The organism is Streptomyces sp. NPDC006430 (assembly GCF_040612395.1).
Taxonomy (GTDB): Bacteria; Actinomycetota; Actinomycetes; order Streptomycetales; family Streptomycetaceae; genus Streptomyces.
In genome coordinates this window covers 289,542-304,476 of sequence record NZ_JBEXQA010000006.1, presented here as the reverse complement: position 1 = coordinate 304,476, position 14,935 = coordinate 289,542, and the positions used below count along the sequence as shown (strand labels likewise).

Sequence of the window (14,935 nt, the reverse complement as noted above, 5' to 3'; positions counted from 1 at the left end):
CTTCTTCACGTACGGCTACTTCCGACGGTCCGTTCGACCGGCGTTATCCAGCCAGGCAGGACGGCCCGAGGAGCACCTTGAGGTCCCCGAAGAGGGCCGGGTCGGGCTGGACCCGGTGCTTGTCGAGGCGCAGCACGGTGGTCGTCCGGGGCCCCTGGAGCTTGATCCGGACCTCGGTGTTGCCCTTGTGGTGGCGAAGGATCTCGCCCAACCGGGTGACCATCGGAGGAGTGACCTTGACCGTCGGGATGGTGAGGACGACGGGTGCGTTCGTGCCGGCCGAGGAGAGGTCGGGGACCATCATCTCCATGGCGACCAGCCGGGGGACGTCTTCCCGCTTGTCGAGACGGCCCTTGACGAAGACGACGGTGTCCTCGACCAGCTGGGTGGAGACGAGCTGGTAGGTCGCGGGGAAGAACATGCACTCGATGGACCCGGCGAGGTCCTCGACGGTGGCGATGGCCCAGGCGTTGCCCTGCTTGGTCATCTTGCGCTGGAGGCCCGAGATGATGCCGCCGATGGTGACGACGGCGCCGTCGGAGTGTTCGCCGCCGGTCAGCTGGGAGATGCCGGCGTCGGTCTTGTCGGAGAGCACGTGCTCCAGGCCGAAGAGCGGATGGTCGGAGACGTAGAGGCCGAGCATCTCCCGCTCCTGGGCGAGCAGGTAGGACTTCTCCCACTCCACGTCGGAGAACTCGACGTCGAGGCCGAAGCCGGGCTCGTCGCCGGCGCCCTCGTCCCCCATTCCGCCGAAGAGGTCGAACTGTCCCTCGGCCTCCTTGCGCTTGACCGCGACCACGTTGTCGATCATCGACTCGTGGTGGGCGACCAGGCCCTTGCGGGTGTGGCCCATCTCGTCGAAGGCGCCGGCCTTGATCAGCGACTCGACGGTGCGCTTGTTGCAGACGACGGCCTCGACCTTGTCCAGGAAGTCGGGGAAGGAGGAGAACTTCCCCTTGGCCTTCCTGGTCTTGATGATCGACTCGACGACGTTCTGGCCGACGTTGCGGACGGCGGTGAGGCCGAAGAGGATCACGTCGTCGCCCTGGGCGGCGAAGTTCGGCTCCGACTCGTTCACGTTCGGCGGGAGCACCTTGATGCCCATGCGGCGGCACTCGTTCAGGTAGATCGCGGACTTGTCCTTGTCGTCCTTGACCGAGGTGAGGAGGCCGGCCATGTACTCGGCCGGGTAGTTCGCCTTGAGGTAGGCGGTCCAGTACGAGACCAGTCCGTACGCGGCCGAGTGGGCCTTGTTGAAGGCGTAGCCGGCGAAGGGGACCAGGACGTCCCACAGGGCCTGGATGGCCTGGTCGGAGTAGCCGTTCTTGCGGGCGCCCTCCTGGAAGATGGTGAAGTTCTTCGCCAGCTCCTCGGGCTTCTTCTTGCCCATGACGCGGCGCAGGATGTCGGCCTCGCCGAGCGAGTACCCGGCGATGATCTGGGCGGCCTTCTGCACCTGCTCCTGGTAGACGATCAGGCCGTAGGTGACCGCGAGCACCTCTTCGAGGGGCTTCTCCAGATCCGGGTGGATCGGGGTGATCTCCTGCTGCTTGTTCTTGCGCAGGGCGTAGTTCGTGTGCGAGTTCATGCCCATCGGGCCCGGCCGGTACAGGGCCGAGACGGCGGAGATGTCCTCGAAGTTGTCGGGCTTCATCAGGCGCAGCAGGGAGCGCATGGGGCCGCCGTCGAACTGGAAGACGCCGAGGGTGTCACCGCGGCCGAGCAGTTCGAAGGTCTTGGGGTCGTCGAGCGGCAGGGCCAGGAGATCGATGTCGATCCCCTTGTTGGCCTTCACCATCTTGACGGCGTCGTCCATGATCGTGAGGTTGCGCAGGCCCAGGAAGTCCATCTTCAGCAGGCCGAGCGACTCGCAGCTCGGGTAGTCCCACTGGGTGATGGTGACGCCGTCGGTGTGCCGCACCCAGACGGGCACGTGGTCGGTGATCGTCTCGCTGGACATGATCACGCCGGCGGCGTGCACGCCCATCTGGCGGACCAGGCCCTCCACACCGCGGGCGGTGTCGATGACCTTCTTCACGTCCGGCTCGTTCTCGTACATCGAGCGGATCTCGCCCGCTTCGCTGTAGCGGGGGTGGTTCGGGTCGAGGATGCCGGAGAGCGGAATGCCCTTGCCGAGGACGTCCGCGGGCATCGCCTTGGTGAGGCGGTCGCCCATGGCGTACGGGTAGCCCAGGACGCGCGCGGAGTCCTTGATCGCGTTCTTGGCCTTGATGGTGCCGTACGTGCCGATCATGGCGACCTTGTCCGCGCCGTACTTCTCGGTCACGTACCGGATCACCTCGACGCGCCTGCGCTCGTCGAAGTCGATGTCGACGTCGGGCATGGAGACGCGCTCGGGGTTCAGGAAGCGCTCGAAGATCAGACCGTGGGTGAGCGGGTCGAGGTCGGTGATGCCCATGGCGTACGCGACGATCGAGCCGGCCGCGGAGCCTCGGCCGGGGCCGACCGCGATGCCCTGGTTCTTGGCCCACATGATGAAGTCGGCGACCACCAGGAAGTAGCCGGGGAAGCCCATCGAGATGATCGTGTCCATCTCGTACTCGGCCTGCTTCATCCGGTCCTCGGGGATGCCCTCGGGGTAGCGGCGGTGCATGCCGCGCATGGTCTCCTCGCGGAACCAGGTGACCTCGGTGTAGCCCTCCGGGATGTCGAACTTCGGCATCAGGTTCCGGAACGTGAACATGCCCTCGGTGTCGATCTGGTCCGCGACCAGCCTCGTGTTGGCGCAGCCCTCCTGCCAAGCGTCCGAGGAGTCGATGGCGTACATCTCGTCCGTGGACTTCAGGTAGTAGCCGGAGCCGTCGAACCGGAACCGATCGGGGTCGGAGAGGTTCTTGCCGGTCTGGATGCAGAGCAGGGCGTCGTGGGCGCCCGCCTCGCTCGCGTACGTGTAGTGCGAGTCGTTCGTCACCAGCGGCGGGATGCCGAGCTTCTTGCCGATCTCCAGCAGCCCGTCGCGGACCCGGCGCTCGATCTCGATGCCGTGGTCCATCAGCTCCAGGAAGTAGCGGTCCTTGCCGAAGATGTCCTGGTACTCGGAGGCCGACTTGAGGGCCTCGTCGAACTGACCGAGGCGCAATCGGGTCTGGAGCTCACCGGAGGGGCAGCCGGTGGAGGCGATCAGGCCCTCGGACCACTTGCTGATGGTCTCCTTGTCCATGCGCGGCCACTTGGTCAGCCAGCCCTCGGCGTACGCGTCGGAGGACAGCCGGAAGAGGTTGTGCAGGCCGGTGGCGTTCGCCGCCCAGATCGTCTTGTGGGTGTAACCACCAGAACCGGACACGTCGTCCCGTTTCTGGTGGGGCTGGCCCCACTGGATGCGTCGCTTGTTGCGCCGCGACTCGGGGGCGACATACGCCTCGATGCCGATGATCGGCGTGATTCCGGCCTTCTGGGCAGAATGGAAGAAGTCGTACGCGCCGTGCAGATTGCCGTGGTCGGACATGGCGATGTGCGTCATGCCCATCTCATTGCACGCGTTGAACATGTCCTTGAGCCGCGCGGCACCGTCCAGCAGCGAGTACTGGGTGTGGACGTGCAGGTGCGTGAACGGCGGCTTGGTCACGGTGGCAGACCTCCGGAGGCAACGAGGGGGGCAGCCTCGAAGTCTACGTCGGCCGGGTGACAGATCCGGGGCACCGAACGGTACGGTCATGCGTTGCAGACCCAAGGACAGTGTCCGAAAAACGATCCGGCCAGCACCACCAGGAGGCACCCGCCATGGCGGTTCCCGAGACGACGCACGAGCAGCGCGCCGAACAGATACTCGATGTCTTCGACATCGCGTTCGGTAAGCTCCTCGCTGCCGACCCAGCCGCCTTCCAGGTCAAGTTCCGGAAGATGGCGGCCTCTGCGTTCGCCTTCTACCGGGGCACGGCCTGCCTCTTCTACGCCGACCTGGAGCGGGACCGGCACGGCGGCCCCTACCTGGACGAGCGGACCGGCCGGGTGTGGATCCACGGCGACCTGCACGCCGAGAACTTCGGCACCTACATGGACTCCAACGGCAGGCTGATCTTCAACGTCAACGACTTCGACGAGGCGTACGTCGGCCCCTTCACCTGGGACCTCAAGCGGTTCGCGGCCTCCGTCGCCCTGATCGGCTACACCAAGGCGTTCAGCGACGAGCAGATCAGCGAGCTGGTGCGGACCTACGCGGGCGCCTACCGGGAGCGGATCCACCGCCTGGCCGTCCGGGGCGAGGCCCGCGACGAGGACGAGGTGCCCTCCTTCACCCTGGACACCGCCGAGGGCCCGCTGCTGGGCGCCCTGCGCTCGGCCCGCTCCCGCACCCGCTTCGCCCTGCTGGACTCGATGACCGAGATCCGGGAGTACGAGCGCCGCTTCGCCTCCGGCGGAGGCACCATCGAACTGGACGCGGCCACCCGCTACAAGGTGCTGGCCGCCTTCGACGGGTACCTGGAGACCCTGCCCGACGAGTCGCTGGTCCGGCCGGACTCCTACCGGGTCAAGGACGTGGTGGGCCGCCGCGGCGTCGGGATCGGCTCGGCCGGGCTGCCCTCGTACAACATCCTGCTGGAGGGGCACAGCGACGCCCTGGAGAACGACGTCGTGATCTACCTCAAGCAGGCCCAGACCCCGGCCGTGTCCCGGCACATCACCGACCGGGCGGTACAGGACTACTTCCAGCACGAGGGACACCGCACCGTGATCTCCCAGCGGGCCCTGCAGGCGCACGCCGACCCGTGGCTGGGTTGGACCGAGCTGGACGGGGCCGGTCAGCTGGTGGCCGAGGTCTCCCCGTACGCGGTGGACCTGGACTGGTCCGACCTGGACGACCCCGAGGAGATCGCGGCCGTGGTCGCGGACCTGGGGCGGGCGACGGCGACCATGCACGCGTCCGCCGACGAGGACGAGAGCGGGCACACGCTGGTCCCCTTCTCCACCGAGCGGGCCATCGACGCGGCGATCGCCGCAGACGAGGAGGGCTTCGCGGAGCTCCTGGTCGACTTCGCGCACGCGTACGGCGCCCGGGCCCGCGCCGACCACCAGATCTTCGTCGATCTGTTCCGCAACGGTCGGATCCGGCCTTAGATCCCGGCCCCGGGGGGTCCGGGGACCCGCTTTCACAGGGACTCGTGGCACACTCGCGGCGATGGACATATCAGGGGCAGGACTCCGGGGGCTGCGGGCCGCGCTGTTCAGCGCACTCGTCGTGCTGCTCTCGGCCGGCTCGCACGTCCTGATGTCCCGGGTCCCGCTGCCGCCCGCGACGGCGATCGGGGCCTTCGCCGCCGTGTTCCTGGTCGCCTACGCACTGGCGGGCCGCGAGCGGGGCTTCGGACCCATCGCCGGGCTGCTCGTACCGCTGGAGCTGGCCGCCGACACCGTCTTCACCACCGGGCAGCACGTCTGTTACGGCCCGGCCGGCGGGCCCGTTGCGGGGCCGTTGCGGGCCCTCGGCCTGGACGAGCTGTGCGGCGGGCCGCCGCTGGGCGCGCCGCTGGCCGAGGCGCCCGGGCCGGTCCCCGGCGCGGTGTCCCTGCTCGCCTCGCCCGGCCCCTGGATTCCGTGGCTGCTGCTCGCCGCGCACGTCACGGTCGGGTTGCTGGCCGCGGCCTGGCTGCGGTACGGGGAGCGGGCCCTGGGTCAGCTGCTGCGTACGGTTGCCGCCCTCGCGTTCCGGCCGCTGCGGCTGGCCGCGGCCTCGGCGGCGGTGGCCGTCGCCCCGGTGCAGCGGCGGCTGCTGCTGCGCACCCTTGCGGGTGCGGGGGCCGGCACCCGCTTCCCCGCCCATTCCGTGGGACGTCGGGGACCTCCCGTACGCGGCGCGCTCGTCCGCGCCTGACACCCGTACTGGGGGTACTTCCCAGCGGTAGCTGGGGGACAGTCCCCTTCCCCCGTCACACCCCACGGAGATCACCATGAGTTCACGCAACAGCCAGGCGAACAAGGCGGCGGCCCGCGAGCGGCTGCGTGCCGAGCGCGAGAAGCAGGCCAAGAAGGACAAGGTGCGCCGCCAGTTCATCGTGGCCGGCGCCGTCGTCGCCGTCCTGGCCCTGGCCGGCGGCATCGGCTACGCGGTCGTGCAGGCCAACCAGCCCGGCGAGTGGGACAAGGCCGCGAAGGCGGAGCTGGTCGCGCCGAAGAACACCACGGGCGAGAACGGCACCACCGTGGTCATAGGCAAGGCCGACGCCAAGAAGACCCTCGAACTCTACGAGGACGCGCGCTGCCCGATCTGCTCCACGTTCGAGCAGGGCGTCGGCCCGCAGATCAAGAAGGACCTCGACGCGGGCAAGTACAAGCTCCAGTACGTCGGCGCGACCTTCCTCGACAAGGCCTTCAGCGGCAGCGGTTCGAAGAACGCCCTGAGCGCGCTGGGCGCGGCCCTGAACGTCAGTCCCGAGGCGTTCTTGGACTACAAGTCGGCGCTCTACTCCAAGGAGAACCACCCGGAGGAGAAGGACGACAAGTTCAGCAAGGACGACTACCTGCTGAAGATCGCGGACGAGGTGCCGGCGCTCAAGGGCAACGCCGAGTTCAAGAAGGCCGTCGAGAACGGCACGTACAACCGGTGGGCGATCGAGATGTCGAAGACCTTCGAGAAGAGCGGGGTCACGGGCACCCCGTCGCTGAAGATGGACGGCAAGAAGGTCGAGATCCAGAAGATGACCCCTGAGGACTTCACGGCTTCGGTGGACAAGGCCATCGCCGGCTGATCGGTCGCAGCGGGACCCAACGGGCGGGCGAACTCCCAGAGTTCGCCCGCCCGTTGCTTTCCCAGGGGTGTACCGCCGGTTATACCCATCAGTAATATGACTGCCCGTGACCAGTCATCTCTCTTCCCCCACCGCGGCAACTCCGCGCCGTCGTACGGTCGTCAAGGCCGCGGCGGCCACGGCCGCCCTCGCCCCCTTCGCGACGGCCGCCCTGGGCACCTCCTCCGCATCGGCGGCCGGGAACGGGCCCGCCTTCCTGCACGGCGTCGCCTCCGGCGATCCGCTGCCCGATGGCATCCTGCTGTGGACCCGCGTCACCCCCACCCCCGAGGCCGCGCCCGGCTCCGGCATCGGCCCGGCCACTCCGGTCGGCTGGGAAGTCGCCGAGGACAAGGCCTTCTCCCGGATCGTCGCGAGCGGCTCCGTCACCGCGACCGCCGCCTGCGACCACACCGTCAAGGCGGACGTGCGCGGACTGCGACCGCAGACCCCCTACTTCTACCGGTTCACCGCCGGCGCCGCCGTCTCCCCGGTCGGCCGCACCCTGACCGCCCCGGGCCACGACGCGACCACGCCCGGGGTCCGTTTCGGCGTGGTCTCCTGCGCCAACTGGGAGTCCGGCTACTTCTCGGCGTACCGCCACCTGGCGGCGCGCAGCGACCTGCACGCGATCCTGCACCTGGGCGACTACGTCTACGAGTACCAGAGCGGCGCCTACCCCGAGGCGAAGTACGTCGTACGCCCGCACGAGCCGCGGCACGAGATCCTCACGCTCGCCGACTACCGGACCCGGCACGGGAACTACAAGACCGACGCCGACCTCCAGGCGCTGCACGCCGCGCACCCCATCGTCGCCATCTGGGACGACCACGAGTTCGCCAACGACGCCTGGTCGGGCGGCGCGGAGAACCACACGCCGGGCGCCGAGGGCGACTGGGCGGCCCGCGCAGCCGTCGCCAAGCAGGCGTACTTCGAGTGGATGCCCGTCCGCACCTCCACGGCCGGCACCGTCTACCGGCGGCTGCGCTTCGGCACACTGGCCGACCTGCACCTGCTGGACCTGCGCACCTTCCGCTCGCAGCAGGTCAAGGTCGGCAGCGGCGCGGTGGACGACCCGGAGCGCACCATCACCGGGCGCGCCCAGCTGGACTGGCTCAAGTCGGGCCTGGCGAACTCGAACGCGACCTGGAAGCTGGTCGGCACCTCGGTGATGATCTCCCCGGTGGCCTTCGGCTCACTGCCCGCGCACCTGCTCGCACCGCTCGCGAAACTGCTCGGTCTGCCCGAGGGCGGCCTCGCGATCAACGTGGACCAGTGGGACGGGTACACGGACGACCGCAAGGAGCTGCTGGGCCACCTCAAGGACCGCAAGATCAAGAACACCGTGTTCCTGACCGGTGACATCCACATGGCGTGGGCGAACGAGGTCCCGATGAACATGGCCACGTACCCGGGCTCGGGCACGGCGGCCACCGAGTTCGTGGTGACGTCGGTGACCTCCGACAACATCGACGACCTCCTGCACGTGCCGGCGGACACTGCCTCGCTGGTAGCGGAATCGGCCATCAAGGCCGCCAACTGGCACGTGAAGTGGCTCGACATGGACGCGCACGGCTACGGAGTGCTGGACGTGACCGCCGAGCGTTCCCAGATGGACTACTACGTGATCTCGGACAAGCGGAAGCAGGACGCCACCACCTCGTGGGCCCGCTCGTACCGCACGCTGAACGGCACGCAGAAGGTGGAGCGGGCCTACCAGCCCGTCAACTGACGCTCCGTCAATTCTCTTGTGAAAAGGGGCTCCTGGTGCAGACCAGGGGCCCCTTCGAACCCAGAAGCAACAAATCTTTTACTTACAAGGCTTGCTTTATGTATGTCATGGACACATAAGCTTCGCGCCAGCGTGAGGAAAACCCTCACCCCCCACCACGCTTCGCGAGGAGTCAACGTGCGCGCCTCTGCCCGCATATCCCCCCTGCTCCGCCGCCGCCTCATGGGTACGGCCGTCCTGGCCGGAACCCTGGCGTTCGCCCCGCTCACGGCCCCCACCACCGTGGCCGCGGCCGCTAAGACCGGTTCCGAGGCCTGCGCCGACGCCGGCACCTCCGCCAACGCCCGGGTCGCCCGCCCGAAGGCCCAGCACGCGGCCGACCCCAACGAGGTGACGGACACCCAGGTCAAGGCCATGGACGCCGACCTGACGAAGAAGCTCGCCGACCAGGGCCCGCAGCGGCTGATGCGCGCCGGTGAGGCCACCGCCGCGACGACCATCCCGGTGTACGTCCACGTCATCACGTCCGGCACTGCCGGCAAGCTGACCGCCACGGACATCAGCAACCAGATCTCGGTCCTCAACGCGGCCTACAACGGCACGGGCACCGGCAATGTCAACTCCGGCTTCCAGTTCAGCCTGGCCGGCACCGACTACACGGACAACTCCACCTGGTACAACGTCTCCGACGGCACCCAGGCCGAGAAGGACATGAAGAACGCCCTGCGCAAGGGCGGCGCGAACGCGCTCAACCTCTACACCGCCAACCTGGGCGGCGGCCTGCTCGGCTGGGCGACCTTCCCGAGCTCCTACGCCTCCCAGCCCAAGATGGACGGCGTGGTCCTCCTCAACACCTCGCTGCCGGGCGGTTCCGCCACCAACTACAACGAGGGTGACACCGGCACCCACGAGGTCGGCCACTGGCTCGGCCTCTACCACACCTTCCAGGGCGGCTGCTCGGGCAGCGGTGACTCGGTCTCCGACACCCCGGCCGAGAAGAGCGCCGCCTTCGAGTGCCCGACCGGCCGTGACACCTGCACCAACAAGTCGGGCGTCGACCCGATCCACAACTTCATGGACTACACGTACGACTCCTGCATGTACCAGTTCACGGCGGGTCAGGTGGCCCGCATGAAGAGCATGTGGACCGCGTACCGCGCCTGAGCACGGCCCGCAACGAGCGGCGGGGGGCAGGGCACGCGTGCGTGCCCTGCCCCCCGCCGTTTCCCTTTCCCTACAGGCTGTCGAGGAAGGCGATCGCGGCCTTCCACGTCTGCTCCGCGGCCTCCGCGTCGTAATCGTCGAGGTCCGGATCGGTGAACAGGTGCCCGGCGCCCGGGTAGCGGTGCACCTCCACGTCCGCACCCGCACGCTGCATCCGCAGGTACCAGGCGGTCAGCCAGTCGTGCGGCTCGAAGGGGTCCGGGTCCGCGATGTGCAGCTGCACCGGCAGCTCGTCGACCACGGTGTCCTCCTCCAGGTCCGCCGTCCCGTGCAGGAGCAGCACCCCGCGCGCCTTCTCGTCGGCCAGGGCCAGGTGCTGGGCGACGGAACCGCCGAAGGAGAACCCGGCGTAGACCAGACCCTGGTCGGAGTAGGGGGCGGAGGCCAGCACCGCACGTTTGAGCAGCTCGTCACGGCCGATCTCGTCCTGGTGTGCCATGCCCTCCTCGACGGTCTCGAAGGTGCGCCCCTCGAAGAGGTCCGGCACCTGGACCTGGTGACCGGCGGCGCGCAGCCGATCGGCCGCCGCGTGCACCGCGGGTCGCAGCCCGTACGTCGAATGGAAAAGCATGATGTTCATGCCCCCCATCGTGCCATTCGTCGAATGCGAGGGGCCGACGCCGCGTTCCGGTTACGTTGAGGACCGTGACTCCTCCCCCTCATAAATGAGGGGGCTTCTCGCTATACCTGGTTGGCGTCGCGACGGACCAGCCCGGCCCGTAGAACGTTGAGTGCTCCGACGGCGTCGGCGTGTGCGTGGTGGCCGCAGCTAACGCAGTGGAACTTCTCCTGTGTGGGCCGGTTCTCCTTGGCGGTGTGCCCGCATTCGGGGCACTGCCGGGAGGTGTTGCGGGGGTCCACGGCCATCACTTCCCGCCCGGCACTCTCAGCCTTTGCATTCAGGATCGCGAGGAACACCCCCCAACCGGCTTCAGCTATCGAGCGGTTCAACCGGGCCTTGGCGGCGGCCCCGTTGGGCAGGAAGGTGCCCGGCTGATCGGGGTCGGGCTTCAGCGCGGGGGCCTTGACCATGTTGCGGATCCCCACGTCTTCATGCGCGATGAAGTCGTGCTCGCGCACCAAGGCCAGCGCGGTCTTGTGCGCGTGGTCGAGTCGCTGACGGCGGACCTTGCCGTGCAGGGCCGCGACCTTCTCCACGGCGCGCTGATGATTACGGGTGCGGTCCTTGGCCTTGCGGCGGGGGAACCGGCTGAGCGCCTGCTGTGCCGCTTCGAGCTTCTTGGCGGCCTTGCGGGCGTGGCGCGGGTTTGGGATGTGCTCGCCGTTGGAGGTGGTCAGGAACGAGGCGATGCCCAGGTCGATCCCGACCTCACTGCCCGTCGCGGGAAGCGGCTCGGGCTGCTCCTGCTCGGCGGTCAGCACGAGGAACCACTTGCCGCCCTCACGCTTGAGCGACACGGTCTTGACCTTGCCGACCACCGCACGGTGCTGGTTGACCTTGACGTGCCCGACACCCTGGAAGCGGACGCGGGTCGCGGGGTCGTGCGGCGTACTGTCCCAGCGGCAGCCGTCGCCGTCCTTCGGGAAGTCGACCGTGTCGAACCAGCTGACCCCGCGAAAGCGCGGGTAGCCGGGCGTCTCACCGGACTTGATCCGGCGGAAGAAGGCGGCGAACGCCTTGTCGAGACGACGAAGCGTTGCCTGCTGAGAGGAGAACGACCACCGGCCCTGACGCTCCGGGTCGAGCGCCCGGATCTCCTTGAGCTGCGCGGACTGCATCCCGTACTTGACGCTCGTCTTCGACACGTGTCGGTAGGCGTCACGGCGTTCCTGCAACGCGCCGTTGTAGAGGGAGCAGTGATCGCGGAGCATCTCGCCCAGCGCGATCTGCTGGCCCACGGTGGGCCGCATGAGGAACTTGTACCCACGGATCATCCGGCCCACCCCCTTCCTTGGTCCGCCCGGTGATCATAATACGCTTGGCGTATGTCACCACGCTGGGAACCAGACCCTGATATCCGCCGGGGAAACCATGTCACCTACCACCTGCACGCACACTTGGTATTCGTCACCAAGTACCGGCGGGATGTCTTCAGCGACGAGATGCTGACGCGCTGCGAAGCGATCATGAAGGACGTGTGCGGGAGCTTCGGCGCGCAGGTGCGGGAGTTCAACGGCGGGGGTGACCACGTGCACCTCCTCGTGCACTACCCGCCGAAGATCGCCCTCTCGAAGCTGGTCAACAGCCTCAAGGGCGTCAGCTCCCGCTACCTGCGAGCGGAGTACACCGGCCGGATCAACCGGATCGGCATGGGCTCGGTGTTCTGGGCACCCTCGTACTTCGTGGGGTCCTGCGGCGGCGCACCGCTCAGCATCGTCAAGGAGTACATCGAAAACCAGAAGCGGCCCATCTGATCGTCACCCCGAAGGCGCAACGAACTTCGGCGCTCCGCGCCTCCGGGCCGAGGATCGCACTCCCGCCCCGCCTGAAAGCCGGGATCCCCTGCGAAGATCAAGGGATGGACACGGACACCGTTCTGCGCCCGCTCGCGGTCCTCGGCGGCGCCCTGGTCGTCACCCTGCTCGCCGGAGGGCTACTGGACCTGCTGCTGCGCCGGGCCGACGCCCGCCACGGCGAGACGCCGTTGTGGGGGCTGCTGCGCCACTGCCGGCTGCCCTTCCAATTCGTCCTGGGTACGACGCTGCTGCGCGGCTCCTACCGCCGGGCCGGGATCCCCGCCGACTACGCCTGGGCCGTGGGCCGCGCCCTGACCCTCGCACTGATCGCCTCGGCGGCCTGGTTGCTGGTGCGCGTCGCGACGGCGATCGTCGACTCCGCGTACGCGCGCTACGCGGCGCAGCACCCGGACGCCGCCCGGCTGCGCCGCGTCCGCACCCAGGTGACCCTGATCCACCGGGTGGTCACGGCGGTGGTCGTCGTGGTCGCGGCGGCGGCGATGCTGCTCACCTTCCCCCCGATGCGGGCGGTCGGGGCCTCGGTGCTGGCCTCGGCGGGCCTCATCGGCATCGTGGCGGGCATCGCCGCCCAGTCCTCGCTGGGCAACCTCTTCGCCGGCCTGCAGATCGCCTTCGGCGACACCGTGCGGATCGGTGACACGGTGGTCGTGGACGGGGAGTGGGGGACGGTCGAGGAGATCACCCTGACTTTCCTGGTGGTCCGCACCTGGGACGAACGCCGCATCACGATGCCCGTGTCGTACTTCACGAGCAAGCCGTACGAGAACTGGTCGCGCGGCGGCGCGCAGATGACCGGCACGGTCTTCTGGCACCTGGACCACGGGGCACCGCTGGACCTGCTGCGCGAACAGCTCCAGAGGATCTTGGAAGGGATCCCGGAATGGGACGGCCGGACCGGCACCCTGGCGGTCACCGACACGACCCCGCACACGATCCAGGTGCGGGCGGTGGTCACCGCGAAGGACGCCACGGACATCTGGACCGTCCGCTGCGCGGTCCGCGAACGCCTGATCGCCTGGCTGGTCGCCCACCACCCGTACGCCCTGCCCCGCATCGCCACGTCACCGGCCGACCCCCGGCCTCCCGCGGTCTGACCCCGCCGGCGCACCGGGCGCATCGGACCCCGTCAGGCGCCGCGCAGGCTGCGGACGTCCAGATGCCTCAGCACCCGGTCCACGATCTCCGGATCGGCCCCCGGCTCACTGCGCGCCGCCAGCACCTCGTGCCGCGCGGCCGACATCATCTCCCGCTGGATCCGCTGGATGACCCGGATCCGCTCCACCCGCTTCACGTACGCCTCCCTGCGCTCCTCGTCCACCATGTCGGGGCTGATCCTCGCCCCCACGTCGTACGCCCGCCGGTACAACTGCTCCACCAGGTCCTCCCCCAGATCCTCCACCTCCTCGATCTCCCTCAGCCGCCGCTTCGCGGCCTTCGCCGCGCGGATCGCCAACTGCCGCTCCGTCTCCCGCTCGGCGTCCACGTCGGCTTCCACCCCGAGCCTGCGCACCAGCCAGGGCAACGTCAGCCCCTGGCACACCAACGTCACCATGATCACGGCGAAGGCGATGAAGACGATCTCGTCCCGTGCCGGGAACGGTTCCCCGCCCGCCACCTTCAACGGAACGGCCAGCGCAAGCGCCACGGAGGCCACCCCGCGCATCCCGGCCCACCACATGACCACGCTCTCCCGCCAACTCAGCGGGATCTCCTCGTCGTAGTCGCGCCGCTTGTGCAGCCGTTTGGCGAGCCAGCCGGCCGGCAGCAGCCACACCAGCCGTACGGCGACCACCACCGCGGTCACGGCCGCCGCCCACCCCGCCGTCTCCCCCGGCCGGCCGCGCGCGATGCCGAAGACGTTGTGCAGCTCCAGCCCGATCAGCCCGAACGCCACCCCCGTGACCAGCATGTCCACGACTTCCCAGAAGGTGTGCCCGGCCAGCCTTCCCAGCACGTCGTCCGCGTCGGTCGCGTACTCCGCGAGGAACAGGGCCGTCGTCAGCACGGCCAGCACCCCCGACCCATGGAACTCCTCGGCCAGCACGTACGAGACGAACGGCACCAGGAGCGTCAGCCCGATCTGCAGCGTGGCATCGCCGAGCCGCCCCATGAGCGTCCGGGTGGCCCAGCCGAGGCCGAGGCCGACGGCCACGGCGACCACGGCGGAGAGCACGAACTCCCCCAGCGCGTCCGGCCAGGAGAAACTGCCGCTGACGGCGGCGGCGATGGCCACGTGGTAGAGCACGATCGCGGTGACGTCGTTGAACAGGCCCTCGCCCTCCAGGATCGACACCAGGCGGCGCGGCAACCCGAGCGATCCGGCGACGGCCGTCGCGGCGACGGGGTCGGGCGGGGCCACGAGGGCGCCGAGCGCGACGGCGGCGGCGAGCGGGAGACCCGGTACGACGGCCTGCGCGACGGCGGCGACCGCAGCGGTCGTGACGAACACGAGGGCCACGGCGAGCAGCAGGATGGGACGGACGTTCGCGGTGAACTGCCGCCAGGAGGTGCGTTGCACGGAGGCGTAGAGCAGCGGGGGCAGCACGAGCGGCAGGATGTACTCGGGCGGGACGTCGACGTTCGGTACGACCGGCACCAGCGCGATCACGACCCCGACGAGGGTCATCAGGACGGGCGGGGGCAGCCCGAGCCGGTCTCCGAGCGGCACCGTGACCACGGCGCCCAGCAGCAGTACGAACAGCAGCGCAAGCTGATCCACTCCCCCACCCTGCCAGTCCGCTGCGCCCGGCGGCGCACGACGGCGGGGCCGCGGCTACGTGTCGGGGCTGCGCCCCGC

The 14,935-nt window shown here is 69.0% G+C and carries 11 protein-coding genes; 7 read left to right on the top strand and 4 right to left on the bottom strand.

The window, feature by feature from the left end; translation table 11 throughout:
* Positions 1 to 43: 43 nt before the first annotated feature.
* A complete protein-coding gene (gene dnaE / locus ABZZ20_RS12685; protein ID WP_356869400.1) occupies positions 44 to 3,586 on the bottom strand; it encodes a DNA polymerase III subunit alpha in 3,543 nt (1,180 codons plus the stop codon).
* 155 nt (positions 3,587 to 3,741) lie between these two features.
* Between dnaE and ABZZ20_RS12680 the strand changes: the two genes are divergently transcribed.
* The 5 genes from ABZZ20_RS12680 to ABZZ20_RS12660 all read left to right on the top strand — a co-directional run bounded on the left by ABZZ20_RS12680 (position 3,742) and on the right by ABZZ20_RS12660 (position 9,639).
* Positions 3,742 to 5,076 carry a DUF2252 domain-containing protein gene (locus ABZZ20_RS12680; protein WP_356869399.1) on the top strand — a complete coding sequence of 445 codons (1,335 nt, stop codon included), beginning with the start codon at positions 3,742 to 3,744 and terminating at the stop codon, positions 5,074 to 5,076.
* A 61-nt stretch (positions 5,077 to 5,137) separates the two neighbouring features.
* Positions 5,138 to 5,830, top strand: a complete 693-nt coding sequence (locus tag ABZZ20_RS12675; RefSeq protein WP_356869398.1) for a hypothetical protein — start codon at positions 5,138 to 5,140, stop codon at positions 5,828 to 5,830.
* Between the two features lie 76 nt (positions 5,831 to 5,906).
* Complete coding sequence (locus tag ABZZ20_RS12670; RefSeq protein WP_356869397.1) at positions 5,907 to 6,704, top strand: thioredoxin domain-containing protein; 798 nt, start codon at positions 5,907 to 5,909, stop codon at positions 6,702 to 6,704.
* A gap of 106 nt (positions 6,705 to 6,810) precedes the next feature.
* Positions 6,811 to 8,475 (top strand): alkaline phosphatase D family protein, encoded by a 1,665-nt coding sequence (locus ABZZ20_RS12665; protein WP_356869396.1) that lies wholly within the window; start codon positions 6,811 to 6,813, stop codon positions 8,473 to 8,475.
* Between the two features lie 222 nt (positions 8,476 to 8,697).
* Positions 8,698 to 9,639, top strand: coding sequence for a zinc metalloprotease (locus ABZZ20_RS12660; protein WP_356869448.1), 942 nt, complete (start codon positions 8,698 to 8,700; stop codon positions 9,637 to 9,639).
* A 70-nt stretch (positions 9,640 to 9,709) separates the two neighbouring features.
* On the opposite strand, the gene ABZZ20_RS12655 is transcribed toward ABZZ20_RS12660, so the two are convergent.
* Positions 9,710 to 10,288: a dienelactone hydrolase family protein gene (locus tag ABZZ20_RS12655; RefSeq protein WP_356869395.1), complete on the bottom strand. Its 579-nt coding sequence runs from the start codon at positions 10,286 to 10,288 to the stop codon at positions 9,710 to 9,712.
* A gap of 92 nt (positions 10,289 to 10,380) precedes the next feature.
* Positions 10,381 to 11,595, bottom strand: a complete 1,215-nt coding sequence (locus tag ABZZ20_RS12650; protein WP_356869394.1) for a transposase — start codon at positions 11,593 to 11,595, stop codon at positions 10,381 to 10,383.
* Between the two features lie 51 nt (positions 11,596 to 11,646).
* On the opposite strand from ABZZ20_RS12650, the gene tnpA reads away from it, so the two are divergent.
* Positions 11,647 to 12,075 carry an IS200/IS605 family transposase gene (tnpA, locus tag ABZZ20_RS12645; RefSeq protein ID WP_356869393.1) on the top strand — a complete coding sequence of 143 codons (429 nt, stop codon included), beginning with the start codon at positions 11,647 to 11,649 and terminating at the stop codon, positions 12,073 to 12,075.
* Positions 12,076 to 12,179: 104 nt separating this feature from the next.
* The gene (locus ABZZ20_RS12640; protein ID WP_356869392.1) at positions 12,180 to 13,232 is read left to right on the top strand and encodes a mechanosensitive ion channel domain-containing protein; all 1,053 of its coding nucleotides are present in this window, start codon (positions 12,180 to 12,182) and stop codon (positions 13,230 to 13,232) included.
* A 32-nt stretch (positions 13,233 to 13,264) separates the two neighbouring features.
* Here the strand turns inward: ABZZ20_RS12640 and ABZZ20_RS12635 are convergent, their stop codons facing one another.
* Positions 13,265 to 14,857: a Na+/H+ antiporter gene (locus tag ABZZ20_RS12635; RefSeq protein ID WP_356869391.1), complete on the bottom strand. Its 1,593-nt coding sequence runs from the start codon at positions 14,855 to 14,857 to the stop codon at positions 13,265 to 13,267.
* Positions 14,858 to 14,935 lie beyond the last annotated feature (78 nt).

What these genes read in the sequence shown, in the direction of transcription:
- ABZZ20_RS12680 (WP_356869399.1), top strand. Translation starts at nt 3,742, where the DNA reads ATGGCGGTTCCCGAGACGACGCACGAGCAGCGCGCCGAACAGATACTC.
- ABZZ20_RS12675 (WP_356869398.1), top strand. Translation starts at nt 5,138, where the DNA reads ATGGACATATCAGGGGCAGGACTCCGGGGGCTGCGGGCCGCGCTGTTC.
- ABZZ20_RS12670 (WP_356869397.1), top strand. Translation starts at nt 5,907, where the DNA reads ATGAGTTCACGCAACAGCCAGGCGAACAAGGCGGCGGCCCGCGAGCGG.
- ABZZ20_RS12660 (WP_356869448.1), top strand. Translation starts at nt 8,698, where the DNA reads ATGGGTACGGCCGTCCTGGCCGGAACCCTGGCGTTCGCCCCGCTCACG.
- ABZZ20_RS12655 (WP_356869395.1), bottom strand. Translation starts at nt 10,288, where the DNA reads ATGGGGGGCATGAACATCATGCTTTTCCATTCGACGTACGGGCTGCGA.
- ABZZ20_RS12650 (WP_356869394.1), bottom strand. Translation starts at nt 11,595, where the DNA reads ATGATCCGTGGGTACAAGTTCCTCATGCGGCCCACCGTGGGCCAGCAG.
- tnpA (WP_356869393.1), top strand. Translation starts at nt 11,647, where the DNA reads ATGTCACCACGCTGGGAACCAGACCCTGATATCCGCCGGGGAAACCAT.
- ABZZ20_RS12640 (WP_356869392.1), top strand. Translation starts at nt 12,180, where the DNA reads ATGGACACGGACACCGTTCTGCGCCCGCTCGCGGTCCTCGGCGGCGCC.